Genomic DNA, 13851 nt, shown 5'->3' with positions numbered 1-13851 from the left:
GGTTGATTAGCGTGTGTACGGTACACACAGGGCAATTATCTCAGAAAGCCCTCTCGCGGCCACACTTTTACCGTTACAAATTTACACAAACACACCCCCTGTCGCGCGCGCACAAGCCCACACAAAGGGTTACATCGAATTCACCCAAATGGGGGGTGCGATCTAGCGTTGCATCCTGGCGACAGGGTCTGTCACCACAGCACTCCCACCAAGGCAAACGCCCCGCCGAGCACGAACATGGACTGGAACAGCATGCTGCGCAGTTTCTCGTCGGCGCTTTCGCCAGACCAAGACTCCACCCCCGTGAGCTGGATGACCGATCCCCAGGTGGCGAAGATGGCGCCCAAGGCAGCCAAAGCCTTGCCCATGTCGTCCGGAAAGATCAGCTCCAACGGCCGCCCCAGACCCGAGTACATGATGAGCAGCAGCGCAAAAACACCCACGATGGCCAGGCCAGAACGCCAGAACTGTGCGCGGGTGCGCATCAGACGCTCCAGCGATGCCTGTCGCATCGCCTCCAGCTCGGTACCCACACTCCAGGCGCCCGCCTTGTAACGTGCGAGCTGGTCTGCAGGCTGGATGATGATGGCCAGGTCGTGGGCGGCCGCCATGTCGGCAAAGCGCTTGCGGCTGAACAGAAACGCCCACAACGTCGGGAAGGTACTGAGACGCTTGGGCACCACAGAGGGCACCGGGGACGGCATGGCTAGGTGTCCGCCCTCTTCTCTTGCACTGGCAACATTCCATCCACAGCGCCTTTCGAAGGTACTGTGCGACCGCCTGGGGAAGGGAAAATGCAAACGTCTGCCATGCCTGGATCATAGGGGCAGGTGGGGCTGGTGCAATCAAACAATGGCCCGCAGGGCGCACCCGCCCGGACTCACTTTGCCAGCAACCTGCCCTTGAGGCTCAGGAATTCCTGCTCGGTGATGATGCCATCGGCCCGGAGCCTGGCGAGCTTTTGCAGCTCATCGGCCACGAGGGCCGGGGTTGCCGCAGCCGACGCGGCAGGTACCGGCGCGGACGCAGGAACTGCCCCGGTCGAAGCACCCACCTTGCGGTACTTCGCTGCTTCCTGCTCGGCCTTGGCCACCAGGTCGTTCACCGCCTGCGCCCCGACCTCGACCAGCGTTGCGTTGGCACCCAGGCCCGACAGCTGTATGCGCAGGGGCTGCATGCGCGCCCGTTCCACGGTGCCCGGCGCAAGATCGATGAAAAGCTCCTCCGAGTAGGAGCAGCCGCTGCGGCAGGACACCACCCGTGCGGCGAGGCGGCCGAGCTTGAGGGCTTCGCCTGCGTCCGTCTGTGCCGCGGAGAAGGCCTTCCAGGAGCTGGCGCGGTAGATCTCGTAGTAGTGCACGTAAAAGTCAACCTCGCCCGTGGCCTTGTTCACCAGGGCAGACAGGGTCCAGCGCCGCAGGTCCATGGGGCTGGTCTCCTGGCTGAGCGGCGCGGCCTCGATCTTGGCGAAGCGGTAGAAGTCACCAGTGCCCGGCTGCAGGCTGCCGCGCCTCTTGGCGGTCGCGTCCTTGACGCTGCCGCCCAGCGGCGGCCCAGGCACATCGGTGAACACGCCGCGGTTCATGGCCTCCATGTTCTGGGACTGCTGGGCCGATGCTGCCGCGGCGGCACACAGCGCCATGGTGGCCACGGCCAGATTTCTTGCAATGGTCTGCATGGATCGTCTTCTCCCTCTTGGCATCGTTGTGCGTGATCTTAGACAACGCGGCAAGCGCCACGGGAGATGACATCGACAGCAAAGGGACAATGCCGCTGACCCCGACCGCTTGCGTGGCCTGCCGTCATGCTCCCGCGGCTTGCACGCCCGGCGCCATCTCCACCGAATAGAACACCCGGCGCAGCTCCGCGTCGTCCGACTCCACGCTGGCCTGCACCTGCGCGGCAAAATGGGCCAGAAAACGCTGCGCGGCCAGAGAGGGCGTTTCGTTGCTGCGGCGGATGATGCCCACGGTGCGCGGCGCGAACTGCTCGCGCAGCTGCAGCGCCACCATGCTGCCGCGCAGCGAGGCCGTCTCGGCCAGCGGCCAGGGGCAGAAGGTCAGCATGTCGGTCTTCTGCACCAGGGTCAGCATCAGCGAGGCCGACTGCGCCAGGTGGATGTGGTGGCGCGGCACGGCGGCGCCGTGGCAGGTGAACAATTGGTCCATCAGCTCCTTCTCACCACCGGGGCCGAAGTTGAGCACCCAGTCCTGGTCCAACAGCTCGTGGATGGACGTGGCCCCCGCCCGGGCATGGCCAGCCCGCGCCATCACCGTGGCCTCGTAGGTGAACAGCGGGGTGGACTGAAGGCCCAGCATCTCGTCGGGCGCGGCGATGCGGCCGATCATCAGATCCAGGCTGCCCTCGCGCAGTTTGGGGTAGGCCAAGGCCGAGAAGCCGTCGTACAGCTCCAGCTGCACATGCGGCATCTCGGCGCGAAACGGCGGCAGCACGCGCGCCAGCAAGGTCTGCGCGACCCAGGGCGTGATGCCGATGGACAGGCGCTGCGGCGCGCCCGCATCGCGGTGGCGCGCCAGGTCCTGCTCGGCCTGGTGCATCTGCTCCAGGATGCGCTGGGCATGCTGCACCAGGTCGCGCCCCGCAGGCGTGAGGCCGATGCCGCCGCTGTGCCGCGTGAACAGGGCCAGCTGGCAATCGGCCTCCAGCTCGCGCATGCCCTGGGTGACGGCCGCCTGCGTCACATGGAGGGCCCGCGCCGCAGCGCGGATGCTGCCGTGCGCGGCCACCGCGGCGATATAGCGCATCTGGTGCAGTTTCATGGCGGCCATTATCGGTGCGTGCCACCGCAGGCCACCCTCGCGGCCCGCCGCAGCACAAGCCCGTAACAACAGCAAGACAAGCACTGCCATGCGGCGCAAGGCAGCCCCTGTCTGCCGCTGTGCAGGCCTGGTTTCTAGACTTTGCTCCATGTGCATGGCGCCATGTCTGCCGTGCATGAACCTCCCTCACCCACCAGAAAACGCCACCATGAGCCAGGCCATCGAACGAGACAACGAACAACACCAGCACACCACGGGCACCGACCCTGTGCTGCCCGGCATCCGTGCCATCGAGGCCGAGATGGTCGCCCTGCGCCGCCACATCCATGCCCACCCCGAGCTGGCGTTCGAGGAATTCGCCACCGCCGACCTGGTGGCCGCGCGCCTGGCCGAATGGGGCTATGCCGTGCACCGCGGCCTGGGCGGCACGGGCGTGGTGGGCACCTTGCGCCTGGGCAGCAACCCACGCGTGCTGGGCCTGCGCGCCGACATGGACGCCCTGCCCATCCACGAAGAGACGGGCCTGCCCTATGCCAGCACCCACGCGGGCAAGATGCACGCCTGCGGGCACGACGGCCACACCGCCATCCTGCTGGCGGCGGCGCGCCACCTGGCAAAGGAGCGCAACTTCGACGGCACCTTGCACCTAATCTTCCAGCCCGCCGAAGAAGGCCTGGGCGGCGGCCGCAAGATGATCGAGGACGGCCTGTTCGAGCAGTTCCCCTGCGAAGCCATCTTCGCCCTGCACAACATGCCCGGCCACCCGGTGGGTACCTTCGGCTTCATGGGCGGGCCGTTCATGGCCTCGTCCGACTCGGTCACCATCACCGTCAAGGGCCGCGGCGGCCACGGCTCGGCGCCGCACCTGGCGGCCGACCCGGTGGTGGCGGCCGCGCACATCGTGCTGGCGCTGCAGACCATCGTCTCGCGCAATGTGGACCCGCGCGAGATGGCCGTCATCTCCGTGGGCGCCATCCACGGCGGCGATGCGCCCAACGTCATCCCCGGCAGCGTGCTCATGCGCCTCACGGTGCGCGCCTACCGCCCCGAGATCCGCGCCCTGCTGCGCGAGCGCATCACCGCCCTGGTGCAGGCCCAGGCCGCCACGCTCGGTGTGCAGGCCGAGGTGGACTACCACTGGCGCTACCCGGCCCTGGTGAACGACGTGGCCAGCACCGACTTTGCGCGCCAGGTCGCGCTCGACTGGCTGGGTGAAGACGGCCTCATGCCCAACCTGCAGCCGCTGACCGGCAGCGAGGACTTCTCTTTCATGCTGGAGCAGTGCCCCGGCAGCTACCTCATCGTGGGCAACGGCGTGGGCGACACGCATGGCACGGGCGGCTGCATGGTGCACAACCCCGGCTACGACTTCAACGACGCCTGCCTGCCCCTGGCCTCGACCTACTGGGTCAAGCTGACCGAGCGCTTCCTCGCACGCGAAGGCTGAGCCCCACGGCACGCGACCTGCTTACCTTCCTCCCGCAACCCCAAACCACCGCTTCACCCCATGCACACGCCGCTTTCCTCCCGACTGATACCCTCCCTGCCCGCCCGGCCGACGCGCCGGGGCGCCTTGCTGGCGGCGGCTGCCACCGTGGCCGCACTGGCGGGCGGCGGCGCTCCCACCGCCTTCGCCCAGGGCGCGGCCTGGCCCACCAAGCCGGTCAAGATCGTCATCGGCTACCCACCGGGCGGCTCGGTCGACCAGGCCGCACGCATCGTCGGCGACGCGCTGGGCCCCAAACTCGGCGCCACGCTGGTCATGGACAACCAGGGCGGCGCGGCCGGCGCCATTGCCGCGCAGCGCGTGGTCAGCAGCCCGGCCGACGGCTACACCCTGCTCGTGGGCTCCAGCAACGAGATGGCGGCCACGGGCCTGGTGAACCCCGCACAAAAGTACGACCCGCTCAAGGACATGACGCCCATCGGCCTCATCGCCACCGCACCCGTGCTGCTGGTGGCCGGCCCCAAGACGGGGGTGAAGAACCTGGCCGAGTTCGTCGACCTGGCCCGGCGCAACCCCGGCAAGTTCAGCTACGGCAGCTCGGGCGTGGGCTCGACGCTGCACTTTGCGGGCGAGCTGGTCAAGCAGCGCGCCGGCATCTTCATGACGCACATCCCCTACCGCGGCACCGCCTCGCTCACCAGCGACCTGGCCGGCGGCACGCTGGACTTCGCCATGCTTTCGCCCACCGCGGCCCTGCCCTTCATCCAGAGCGGCCGCGTCGTGCCCCTGGGCATCACCAGCGCCACGCGCAGCCCGGCCCTGCCCAATGTGCCCGCGCTGGGCGAGCACCCGCTGCTCAAGGGCTACGACCTGGTCGGCTGGTTCGCCATGGCCGCCCCCAAAAACCTGCCGCCCGCCCTGGCCCAGCAGCTCAGCCAGGGCCTGAAGGCCACCCTGCAGGACCCGGCCGTGCGCCGCCGCCTGGAAGACGCCGGCATGGTGCTGCCCACCGCCGCCAACGCCGACCTGGCCGCGCTGATGCGCAGCGACATGGCGCAGTACGCCAAGCTGGTCGATTTTGCGAAGATGAAAGACTAAACCGACCCGGCGCGGTACTGCCCCACCCCGCAAGCGCCGCGCGCGGGGACTTGATTTCGGCGAATTGTCCAAAGCGGCCTGTGCCTGTGGCATGCTCGCGGCAGATTGAGAGCCCATTTCCCTGGCTCCATGCTCCCCAGCCCCTGCACAGAAAGACGCATGATGAGAGGACTAACGGTCAGCCAACGGATCGCCGCCAGTTTTGCACTGGTCATTGCCGTCATGCTCGGCATGTCCGCCACCTTCTACCTGCGTGCAGTGGCCAACCACGCGCAGGCCACCGAGGTGCTCTCCTCGGATCTGGCCGGCATGTCCATCGCCGCCGCCATGCGGCTGAAGATGACGGACCACCTCCTGCAGGTCCAGGAGCTGGTGAAGAGCGCCCGGGCCAACGAAGGCCGCAAGGCGGAGCTGCCTGCGGAAGCCAAGGCCCGGCTGGCCGCCCTTGAAAGCGGCGTCGACAAGAGCTATGCCGAGTACCAGCCCACCGTCTACACCCCGGCAGACCGCGAGGCCACCGCCGAGTTCGCGCGCACGCGGGAGGAATACCAGCAGAAAGCCCGCCAGGTGCTGGACCTGCTGGCCCAGGGTCAGGCAACCCGGGCGGAGCAGTTGACCAACGAACAGGTGGCGCCGCTGTGGAACAAGAACCGCGAACAGCTCAGCCTCATCATCGAGCTGAACCAGCGCCAGGTGACGCAGGCCATGCAGGAGATGCAGGAGACCGCCACCTCCAACAAGCGCCTGTCGGTGGGCGCGCTGGCGCTGGCGCTGGTACTCGCCGCGGTATCCGGCCTGCTGCTGCACCGCTCCATCCTGCGCCCCATCGAAGGCACGCTGGCCGCCATGAAGACCCTGGGCAACGGCGACCTGTCCAGCCGGCTCAACCTGGGCCGCAGCGATGAGTTCAACGCCATCGAGCAGGGCTTCAACGGCATGGCCGCCTCGCTGCGCGAACTGGTCGTGCAGGCCCAGCGCTCGTCCGTGCAACTGACCACCTCCATCACCGAGGTCGCCGCCACGGCCAAGCAGCAACAGGCCACGGTGACGGAAACAGCCGCCACCACCAGCGAGATCGGTGCCACCTCGCGCCAGATCTCGGCGACCTCGCGCGAGCTCGTGCGCACCATGGGCGAGGTCTCGGCCCGCTCCGAGCAGACGGCCACCCTGGCCGGCTCGGGCCACAGCGGCGTGCTGCGCATGGCCGAGGTGATGCAGCAACTGACCAGCGCCGCCGAAATGGTCAACGCCAAGCTGGCCCTGCTCAATGAAAAGGCCGGCGGCATCAACCAGGTGGTCACCACCATCGTCAAGGTGGCCGACCAGACCAACCTGCTGTCGCTCAATGCCGCGATCGAGGCCGAAAAAGCCGGCGAATACGGGCGCGGCTTCGGCGTGGTGGCCACCGAGGTGCGCCGCCTGGCCGACCAGACCGCCATCGCCACCTACGACATCGAGCAGATGGTGCGCGAAATCCAGTCTGCCGTATCGGCCGGCGTGATGGGCATGGACAAGTTCTCCGAAGAGGTGCGCCGCGGCAATGCCGAAATGGCCCAGGTCGGCGACCAGCTCTCGCAGATCATCCACCAGGTGCAGGCCCTGGCGCCACAGGTGCTGCTCGCCAGCGAGGGCATGCAGGCCCAGTCCGGCGGTGCCGAGCAGATCGAGCAGGCGCTGAGCCAACTGACCGAGGCCAGCGGCCAGACCGTCGAGTCCCTGCGCCAGACCGGCATGGCCATCGAGGACATGAGCGACGTGGCCAACAACCTGCGCAGCGGGGTCAGCCGCTTCAAGGTCTGAAGCGCCAGACGGGGCAAGAATCCATGGACTCCATTGCGGCGCAGGAACGCGACCCGCTGCACCTTCTGTTCAGCCTGGGCGCGGACCGCTACGCCCTGGCGGCCAGCGCCGTGCGCGAGGTCCTGCCGCTACAACGGCTCAAGCAGGTGCCCGAGGCACCCCCTTGGGTGGCCGGCCTGCTGACCCACCGCGGCGAGGCGATTCCCGTGCTGGACCTGTGCCAGCGCGTGCTCGGGCGTGCGGCCCGGCCCAGCATCAACACCCGCCTGGTGCTGCTGCAGTATTCGCCAACCCGCACCCTGGGCCTGGTGCTGGAGCAGGCCAACCAGGTGCAACGCCTGCCCGTGCAGGCGCAGCGCCCCATGGGCCTGGCTGCAGGCGGCGCCTACCTGGGCGCCGTGCAGGCCCAGCAAGGCGCTGCGGGCACCATCCAGCACATCGCCATCGACGGCCTGCTGCCACCCGATGTGGCCAGTCTGCTGTTCCCCGCCGCAGGCACCGCCCCATGATTGCGCGGCTGGAACAGCTTCTCAAGACCCTGATCGGGCTGGATGCGCGCACCCTGGGTCAAGGCGCCATCGAGCGCGCGCTGCGCCAGCGCCTGGCGGCCTGCGCCCTGGACGAAGAGGCCTACTGGGCCCTGGCCAGCGCATCGCCCGCCGAGCAGCGCGCCCTGATCGAAGCCGTGGTGGTGCCCGAGACCTGGTTCTTCCGCTACCCCGAATCATTTGCCTTGCTGACCGGGCAGGCCCGTGCGCTGCAAGGCCGCCGCACGGCAGGGCAGCCCCTGCGCCTGCTCAGCCTGCCCTGCTCCACCGGTGAAGAGCCCTACTCCATCGCCATGGCCCTGCTGGACGCCGGCTTCGCGCCGCACGGACTGCACATCGATGCCCTGGACATCAGCCAGCATGCCCTGGACCATGCGGCCCGGGGCCGCTACAGCGGCAATGCCTTCCGCGGCGACGCGCTGGATTTTCGGGAGCGCCACTTCCAGCGCGAGGCCGAAGGCACCCACCGCATCCACGAGAGGCTGCGCGGCATGGTGAACTGGCAAGCCGGCAACCTGCTGGACGCGGCCGTGCTGTCCGCGCGCGCGCCCTACGACTTTGTGTTTTGCCGCAACCTGCTGATCTATTTTGACCGCCCCACCCAGTTGCAGGCGCTGGCGCAGCTGGAACGCGTGCTGCTGGCCGACGGCCTGCTCTTCGTGGGCCCGGCAGAGGCTGGTCTGCTGACCCAGCGCGGCCTGCAAGCGCTGGACACGGCGCACAGCTTTGCCTTTCGCCGCCGCGCGGCGCCCGCGGCTCCGGCGGCACTCCCATCTGCAGCACCCGCAACGCCCAGACCGGCCTCCCCGTGGAATCCCCCGGCAGCAACAGCGACAACCGTGCGCCCCGTGCCGCCCCCGCAGACCGCCACGCCCGTGGCGCCCGCCGACACGGCAACCGGACTGGCCCGGATTGCGGCACTCGCCAACGCCGGGCGCAACGCCGAAGCGCTCAGCGCCTGTGCAGAGCAGCTGGAGCGGCACGGCCCCTCGGCCGAGCTGTATTTCTGGTGGGGCCTGCTGTGCGACGGCGCAGGCCAGACCGATACCGCACAGCGCCACTACCGCAAGGCCCTGTACCTGGAGCCCCACCATGCCCAGGCCCTGGCCCACCTGGCCGCCCTGCTGGCGGCGCACGGCGACCGCAGCGGTGCGGCCCGGTTGCAGCAGCGACTGAAGCAGCAGGGAACCCACGATGCCGGCAAGCCCTGAATCCCTGCTGGCGCCCGAGGCCGCCGCCTTCGACGCCTGCTGGCGGCGCATCGGTGTGCAGGGCGACCGCTCCTGCGAGCGGCTGGCGCAGCACGTGCACTGCCACCACTGCGAGCGCCATGCCGAAGCCGCCATGGCGCTGCTGGACCGGCACCGGCCGGACCTGGCAGTAGCCGACAGCACTCCGCAGGCGGACGCCCCGCAGGCCGGCGGCGCCACACTCTCGGCCCTGGTCTTTCGCCTGGGGCAGGACTGGCTGGCCCTGCCCACCACGCTGCTGCAGGAGGTCTCGGTGCTGGTGCCCGTGCACGGCATCCCCTACCCGCGCAGCCGCTCCCTGCGCGGCCTGTGCAACGTGCGCGGCACCCTGGTGCCCTGCCTGTCGCTGGACCTGCTGCTGGGCCTGGCCCCGGAAGCCACGCCGCAGGACCGGCCGCGCATGCTGATCCTGGACGCCCCCGGCGGTGCCCTGGTGGTGCAGGTGCACGCGGTGGATGCCGTGCATGCCCTGCCCCGCGCCCTGCTGCAGGAACCCCGCCACGCCAGCGGTCTGGCTGCCAGCCAGTTGGCCGCCGCCGTGCTGCAATGGCAGCAGCGCAGCATCACCCTGCTCGATGCCGAACGCCTGACCCAGGCCATGCTCAGGAGCCTGGCATGAACCTCGATGCGTACAAGGACCGCTCGCTGCAGGAGCTCTTCCGCCTGGAGGCGCAAGCCCAGACCGAGGTGATGAACAGCGGCCTGCTGGTGCTGGAGCGCGAACCCACCGACCCGGCCCAGCTCGACGCCTGCATGCGCGCTGCGCACTCGCTCAAGGGCGCGGCGCGCATCATTGGGCTGGATGCTGCGGTGGACTTGGCCCATGTGATGGAAGACCTGCTGGTGGCCGCCCAGCGTGGCGAGCTGCGCCTGGCCAAGCCCCACATCGATGCCCTGCTGCAAGGCTCCGACGCACTGCTGCAACTGAGCGAAGGCACCACGGTGGACGGGCTGGCGGCCCTGCTCAAGCGCCTGGCCGCCGGCTCACAGCGGGGTGACGGGGAGCCCACACCTCCTCCCACCCCTGCCTTCGAAGCCCCTGAGCAGGCAACGCCCCCCGCGCAGGCGCCCGAGCCCCCGCCACCGCCTGCCGAGCCGCAGGACCGCATCCTGCGCGTGTCGGCCGACCGGCTGGACGATCTGCTCGACCTGGCGGGCCGCTCCCTGGTGGCGGCGCAGCGCACCAAGCCCCTGGGCCAGGGCCTGGAGCGGCTCAAGCGCCTGCAGCAGCAGATCGGCCGGTCCCTGCGCGGCCTGCGCGACGCCATGCCGGGGCAGGAGCTGCCCCCGCAGGCCAAGGCCCTGCTGGCCGATGCCAACAACTGGGTGCTGGAGGCACAGACCCAGCTGCAGCAGCACACCGAGGCCTTCGACAGCTTTGCCTGGGCCTTTGGCCAGCGCAGCCAGCGCCTGTACGACGCCGCGCTGGCCTCGCGCATGCGCCCCTGTGCCGACCTGATGGCGGGCAAGGCGCGCATGGTGCGCGACCTCGGCCACAGCCTGGGCAAGGAGGTCTGGCTGGCGCTGGAGGGCGAAGACATCCAGGGCGACCGCGATGTGCTGGAGCGGCTGGAGGCCCCGCTCATCCAGCTGCTGCGCAATGCCGTGGACCATGGCATCGAGAGTCCCGAACAGCGCCTGGCCAGCGGCAAGCCAGCCCAGGGCCACCTGGTGCTGCGCGCCCGCCACGCGGCCGGGCGCCTGCTGCTGGAGTTGCAGGACGACGGCGCCGGGGTGGACTTGGCGCGCCTGCGCGCCACCGTGATCGCGCGCCGGCTGGCCACCGAAGCCATGGCGCAGCGAATGCACGAGGAAGAGCTGCTGGCCTTTCTGTTCCTGCCGGGCTTCAGCATGAGCGAGCAGGTCAGCGAGATCTCGGGGCGCGGCGTGGGCCTGGACGTGGTGCAGCACGCGCTGCGGCAACTGCGCGGTACCGTGCGTGTGCGCCAGCAGCAGGGGCGCGGCACGCTGTTCCAGCTGGAACTGCCGCTCACCCTGTCGGTGCTGCGCAGCCTGGTGGTGGAGATCGGCGGCGAGGCCTATGCGCTGCCCCTGGCGCGGGTGGAGCAGACCCTGCGCGTGCCGCCCGACGCCATCACCCTGGTCGAGGGGCAACAGCACCTGTGGCACCGGGGGCGCCCCGTGGGCCTGGTGGCGGCCCACCAGCTGCTGCAGCTGCCCCTGGGCAAGCCCGATGCACAGGGCCTGCCAGTGGTGCTGATACCCCACCACGAGCGCAGCCACGCCATTGCCGTGGACCGCTTCATGGGCGAGCAAAGCCTGGTGGTGATACCGGTGGACCCGCGCCTGGGCCTGCTGCGCGGCGTGGAGGCCGGCGCGCTGCTCGACGATGGCAGCCCCGTGCTCATCCTCGACGTGGACGAGCTCATGAACGCGGCCGACAAGCTGCTGGGCGCAGGCCAGGTGGAACGGGTGGCGCGGTTCGCCGGGGGCCCGACCCTGCGGCGCAAGCGCGTGCTGGTGGTCGACGATTCGCTGACCGTGCGCGAGCTGGAGCGCAAGCTGCTCGCCGGGCGCGGCTACGAAGTGAGCGTGGCCGTGGACGGCATGGACGGGTGGAACGCCCTGCGCGCCGAGGATTTCGACCTGCTGGTGACCGACATCGACATGCCGCGCATGGACGGCATCGAACTGGTCGGCCTGGTGCGGCGCGACGCACGCCTGCAGTCGCTGCCGGTGGTGGTGGTGTCGTACAAGGACCGCGAGGAAGACCGCCGGCGTGGCCTGGATGCCGGCGCCGACCACTACCTGGCCAAGTCCAGCTTCCACGATGAAACCTTGCTGGAAGCCGTGCAGATGCTGATTGGAGAGGCACTCGAATGAAGCTCGGCCTGCTGCTCACCTCCCCGTCGCTGGCACTGGGCCTGCGCCACCTGCTGGAGCCCGTACATGACGTGCGTTGGCTGGCCATGGAGGATGTGGCCGCCCTGGGCCTGTGCCACGAAGACCCGCCCGAGTTGCTGTTGTTGCAGTTGGACTCTGCGGACCGGGTGGCGCTCACCCAGCGCATCATGGACGAGGCGCCCTGCCCCGTGCTGCTGGTGGACCTGGCGGCCGAACTGAGCACCGAATGGGTCTTCAATGCCCTGGGCCATGGCGCCCTGGACGTCGTCCACCTGCCGGGACTGGTCAACGCCGCGACGCTCGATCCGGCGCTGCTGCTGCGCAAGATCCAGAACATCCAGCGGCTCACCGCCTCCCCCCAGCCCGCACCGCACCGCGCCACCGCCACGCAGGGCGCGCAACGCACCCGCCTGGTCGCCATCGGCGCTTCGGCTGGCGGGCCGGCCGCCCTGAGCCTGCTGCTGCACGCGCTGCCGCCCGACCTGGACGCCGCCCTGGTGCTGGTGCAGCACCTGGACGACCAGTTCTCGGCCGGCATGGCCGAATGGCTGGCGCGGGAATCGCCACTGCCGGTGCGCCTGGTCCAGGCGGGCGAGGCGCCACAGCCTGGCACGGTGCTGCTGGCCGGGCGCAATGAGCACCTGTGCCTGGGTCGCCACGGCGAACTGCGCTACACCCCCGAGCCCACTGAACAGATCTACCGCCCGTCCATCGACGTGTTCTTCCACAGCCTGGCCGCGCAATGGCAGGGAGACGCCATCGGCGTGCTGTTGACGGGCATGGGACGCGACGGCGCAGAAGGGCTCAAGGCCATGCGCGAGCGTGGCTTTCCCACCATCACCCAGGACCAGGCCAGCAGCGCGGTGTGGGGCATGCCCAAGGCCGCAGCGGCCATTGGCGCGGCGGCCGAAGTGCTGCCGCTGGAACGCATCGCCAAACGCCTGGCCGAATTGTGCAGCCGGGCACCGACAAGGAGAACCCCATGACAGATACCCGCATGTTTGACGACACCATGCGGCCCCAGGCACCCGGCGATTTCGATGTCATGGTGCTGCTGGTGGACGACCAGGCCATGATCGGCGAGGCCGTGCGGCGCATGCTGGCCAGCGAGGCGGGGGTCGACTTCCACTACTGCAGCGACCCGGCCGAGGCTGTGGCCATGGCCTTGCGCATCCGGCCCACGGTGATCCTGCAGGACCTGGTGATGCCCGGCATCGATGGGCTGGAGCTGGTGCGCGAGTACCGCCAGACCGAGGCCCTGCGCGACCTGCCCATCATTGTGCTGTCCTCCAAGGAAGACCCCAAGGTGAAGAGCCAGGCGTTTGCGACGGGGGCCAACGACTACCTGGTCAAGCTGCCCGACACCATCGAGCTGATCGCCCGCATCCGCTACCACTCGCGCGCCTACCAGGCGCTGCGGCAACGCGACGAGGCCTACCGCGCCCTGCGCCTGAGCCAGCAACAGCTGCTGGAGAGCAACCTCGCGCTGCAACAGGCCATGAAGATGGATGGCCTGACCGGCCTGTCCAACCGCCGCCATTTCGACGAGTACCTGGACATCGAATGGAAGCGCGCGCGGCGCGAGCAGCAAGACCTGTCGCTCCTGATGATCGACGTCGACTACTTCAAGCTCTACAACGACAACTTCGGCCATGTGATGGGCGACGACGCCCTGCGCAGCGTGGCCCAGGTCATCGCCCAGTCCTTCTCGCGCCCCGGCGATCTGGCCGCACGCTACGGCGGCGAAGAATTCGCCGTCATACTGCCCAACACCTCGGCGGACGGAGCCCGGTCACTGGCCGACGAGGCGCGGCGCGCGGTGGAAAAGATGGCCATCGCGCATGTGGCGCCCATGGCCGATGCGCCGCTCACCGTCTCGATCGGTGTGGCCACCGTGGTGCCCGACCGCGAAATGCAGCCCGTCGCGCTGATACAGCGCGCGGACGCGGCCCTGTACGAGGCCAAGGAGAACGGCCGCAACTGCGTAGGCACCATCTGAACGGCGCCAGACCATGCGGCGCATGCGATCATGCGCAGCACCGTGCGCGCAGATGCCCCGCACC

At 69.4% G+C, this 13851-nt stretch carries 12 protein-coding genes; 9 read left to right on the top strand and 3 right to left on the bottom strand.

The window, feature by feature from the left end:
- Positions 1 to 191 precede the first annotated feature (191 nt).
- From AC3WOH_RS25615 to AC3WOH_RS25605, 3 genes are all read right to left on the bottom strand, one after another.
- Complete coding sequence (locus AC3WOH_RS25615; RefSeq protein WP_492232154.1) at positions 192 to 680, bottom strand: hypothetical protein; 489 nt, start codon at positions 678 to 680, stop codon at positions 192 to 194.
- A 200-nt stretch (positions 681 to 880) separates the two neighbouring features.
- Positions 881 to 1678, bottom strand: a complete 798-nt coding sequence (locus AC3WOH_RS25610; protein WP_492232153.1) for an SHOCT domain-containing protein — start codon at positions 1676 to 1678, stop codon at positions 881 to 883.
- Between the two features lie 124 nt (positions 1679 to 1802).
- Positions 1803 to 2780 (bottom strand): LysR family transcriptional regulator, encoded by a 978-nt coding sequence (locus tag AC3WOH_RS25605; RefSeq protein ID WP_492232152.1) that lies wholly within the window; start codon positions 2778 to 2780, stop codon positions 1803 to 1805.
- Between the two features lie 208 nt (positions 2781 to 2988).
- On the opposite strand from AC3WOH_RS25605, the gene AC3WOH_RS25600 reads away from it, so the two are divergent.
- The 9 genes from AC3WOH_RS25600 to AC3WOH_RS25560 all read left to right on the top strand — a co-directional run bounded on the left by AC3WOH_RS25600 (position 2989) and on the right by AC3WOH_RS25560 (position 13787).
- Positions 2989 to 4227, top strand: a complete 1239-nt coding sequence (locus tag AC3WOH_RS25600; protein ID WP_492232151.1) for a M20 aminoacylase family protein — start codon at positions 2989 to 2991, stop codon at positions 4225 to 4227.
- A gap of 60 nt (positions 4228 to 4287) precedes the next feature.
- Positions 4288 to 5325, top strand: coding sequence for a Bug family tripartite tricarboxylate transporter substrate binding protein (locus AC3WOH_RS25595; protein WP_492232150.1), 1038 nt, complete (start codon positions 4288 to 4290; stop codon positions 5323 to 5325).
- Positions 5326 to 5484: 159 nt separating this feature from the next.
- Positions 5485 to 7125 (top strand): methyl-accepting chemotaxis protein, encoded by a 1641-nt coding sequence (locus AC3WOH_RS25590; RefSeq protein ID WP_492232149.1) that lies wholly within the window; start codon positions 5485 to 5487, stop codon positions 7123 to 7125.
- 23 nt (positions 7126 to 7148) lie between these two features.
- Positions 7149 to 7634: a chemotaxis protein CheW gene (locus tag AC3WOH_RS25585; protein ID WP_492232148.1), complete on the top strand. Its 486-nt coding sequence runs from the start codon at positions 7149 to 7151 to the stop codon at positions 7632 to 7634.
- Complete coding sequence (locus tag AC3WOH_RS25580) at positions 7631 to 8884, top strand: CheR family methyltransferase (protein WP_492232147.1); 1254 nt, start codon at positions 7631 to 7633, stop codon at positions 8882 to 8884. Before AC3WOH_RS25585 ends, AC3WOH_RS25580 begins: the two co-directional genes overlap by 4 nt.
- Positions 8868 to 9542, top strand: coding sequence for a chemotaxis protein CheW (locus AC3WOH_RS25575; RefSeq protein ID WP_492232146.1), 675 nt, complete (start codon positions 8868 to 8870; stop codon positions 9540 to 9542). Before AC3WOH_RS25580 ends, AC3WOH_RS25575 begins: the two co-directional genes overlap by 17 nt.
- Positions 9539 to 11767 (top strand): hybrid sensor histidine kinase/response regulator, encoded by a 2229-nt coding sequence (locus AC3WOH_RS25570; protein ID WP_492232145.1) that lies wholly within the window; start codon positions 9539 to 9541, stop codon positions 11765 to 11767. The genes AC3WOH_RS25575 and AC3WOH_RS25570 overlap by 4 nt, the downstream gene beginning before the upstream one ends.
- The gene (cheB, locus tag AC3WOH_RS25565) at positions 11764 to 12774 is read left to right on the top strand and encodes a chemotaxis-specific protein-glutamate methyltransferase CheB (protein ID WP_492232144.1); all 1011 of its coding nucleotides are present in this window, start codon (positions 11764 to 11766) and stop codon (positions 12772 to 12774) included. Before AC3WOH_RS25570 ends, cheB begins: the two co-directional genes overlap by 4 nt.
- The gene (locus AC3WOH_RS25560) at positions 12771 to 13787 is read left to right on the top strand and encodes a diguanylate cyclase domain-containing protein (protein WP_492232143.1); all 1017 of its coding nucleotides are present in this window, start codon (positions 12771 to 12773) and stop codon (positions 13785 to 13787) included. Before cheB ends, AC3WOH_RS25560 begins: the two co-directional genes overlap by 4 nt.
- Positions 13788 to 13851 lie beyond the last annotated feature (64 nt).

This window comes from Acidovorax sp. FW305-C-20-28, from assembly GCF_058783375.1.
The sequence above is the reverse complement of the archived record's forward strand: the minus strand, read 5'-3'. Positions and strand labels throughout refer to the sequence as shown.

Excerpts from the sequence above, each read along its gene's own strand:
- AC3WOH_RS25560 (WP_492232143.1), top strand. The coding sequence starts at position 12,771 with ATGACAGATACCCGCATGTTTGACGACACCATGCGGCCCCAGGCACCC.
- AC3WOH_RS25570 (WP_492232145.1), top strand. The coding sequence starts at position 9,539 with ATGAACCTCGATGCGTACAAGGACCGCTCGCTGCAGGAGCTCTTCCGC.
- AC3WOH_RS25585 (WP_492232148.1), top strand. The coding sequence starts at position 7,149 with ATGGACTCCATTGCGGCGCAGGAACGCGACCCGCTGCACCTTCTGTTC.
- cheB (WP_492232144.1), top strand. The coding sequence starts at position 11,764 with ATGAAGCTCGGCCTGCTGCTCACCTCCCCGTCGCTGGCACTGGGCCTG.
- AC3WOH_RS25575 (WP_492232146.1), top strand. The coding sequence starts at position 8,868 with ATGCCGGCAAGCCCTGAATCCCTGCTGGCGCCCGAGGCCGCCGCCTTC.
- AC3WOH_RS25595 (WP_492232150.1), top strand. The coding sequence starts at position 4,288 with ATGCACACGCCGCTTTCCTCCCGACTGATACCCTCCCTGCCCGCCCGG.
- AC3WOH_RS25605 (WP_492232152.1), bottom strand. The coding sequence starts at position 2,780 with ATGAAACTGCACCAGATGCGCTATATCGCCGCGGTGGCCGCGCACGGC.
- AC3WOH_RS25600 (WP_492232151.1), top strand. The coding sequence starts at position 2,989 with ATGAGCCAGGCCATCGAACGAGACAACGAACAACACCAGCACACCACG.
- AC3WOH_RS25580 (WP_492232147.1), top strand. The coding sequence starts at position 7,631 with ATGATTGCGCGGCTGGAACAGCTTCTCAAGACCCTGATCGGGCTGGAT.
- AC3WOH_RS25610 (WP_492232153.1), bottom strand. The coding sequence starts at position 1,678 with ATGCAGACCATTGCAAGAAATCTGGCCGTGGCCACCATGGCGCTGTGT.
- AC3WOH_RS25590 (WP_492232149.1), top strand. The coding sequence starts at position 5,485 with ATGATGAGAGGACTAACGGTCAGCCAACGGATCGCCGCCAGTTTTGCA.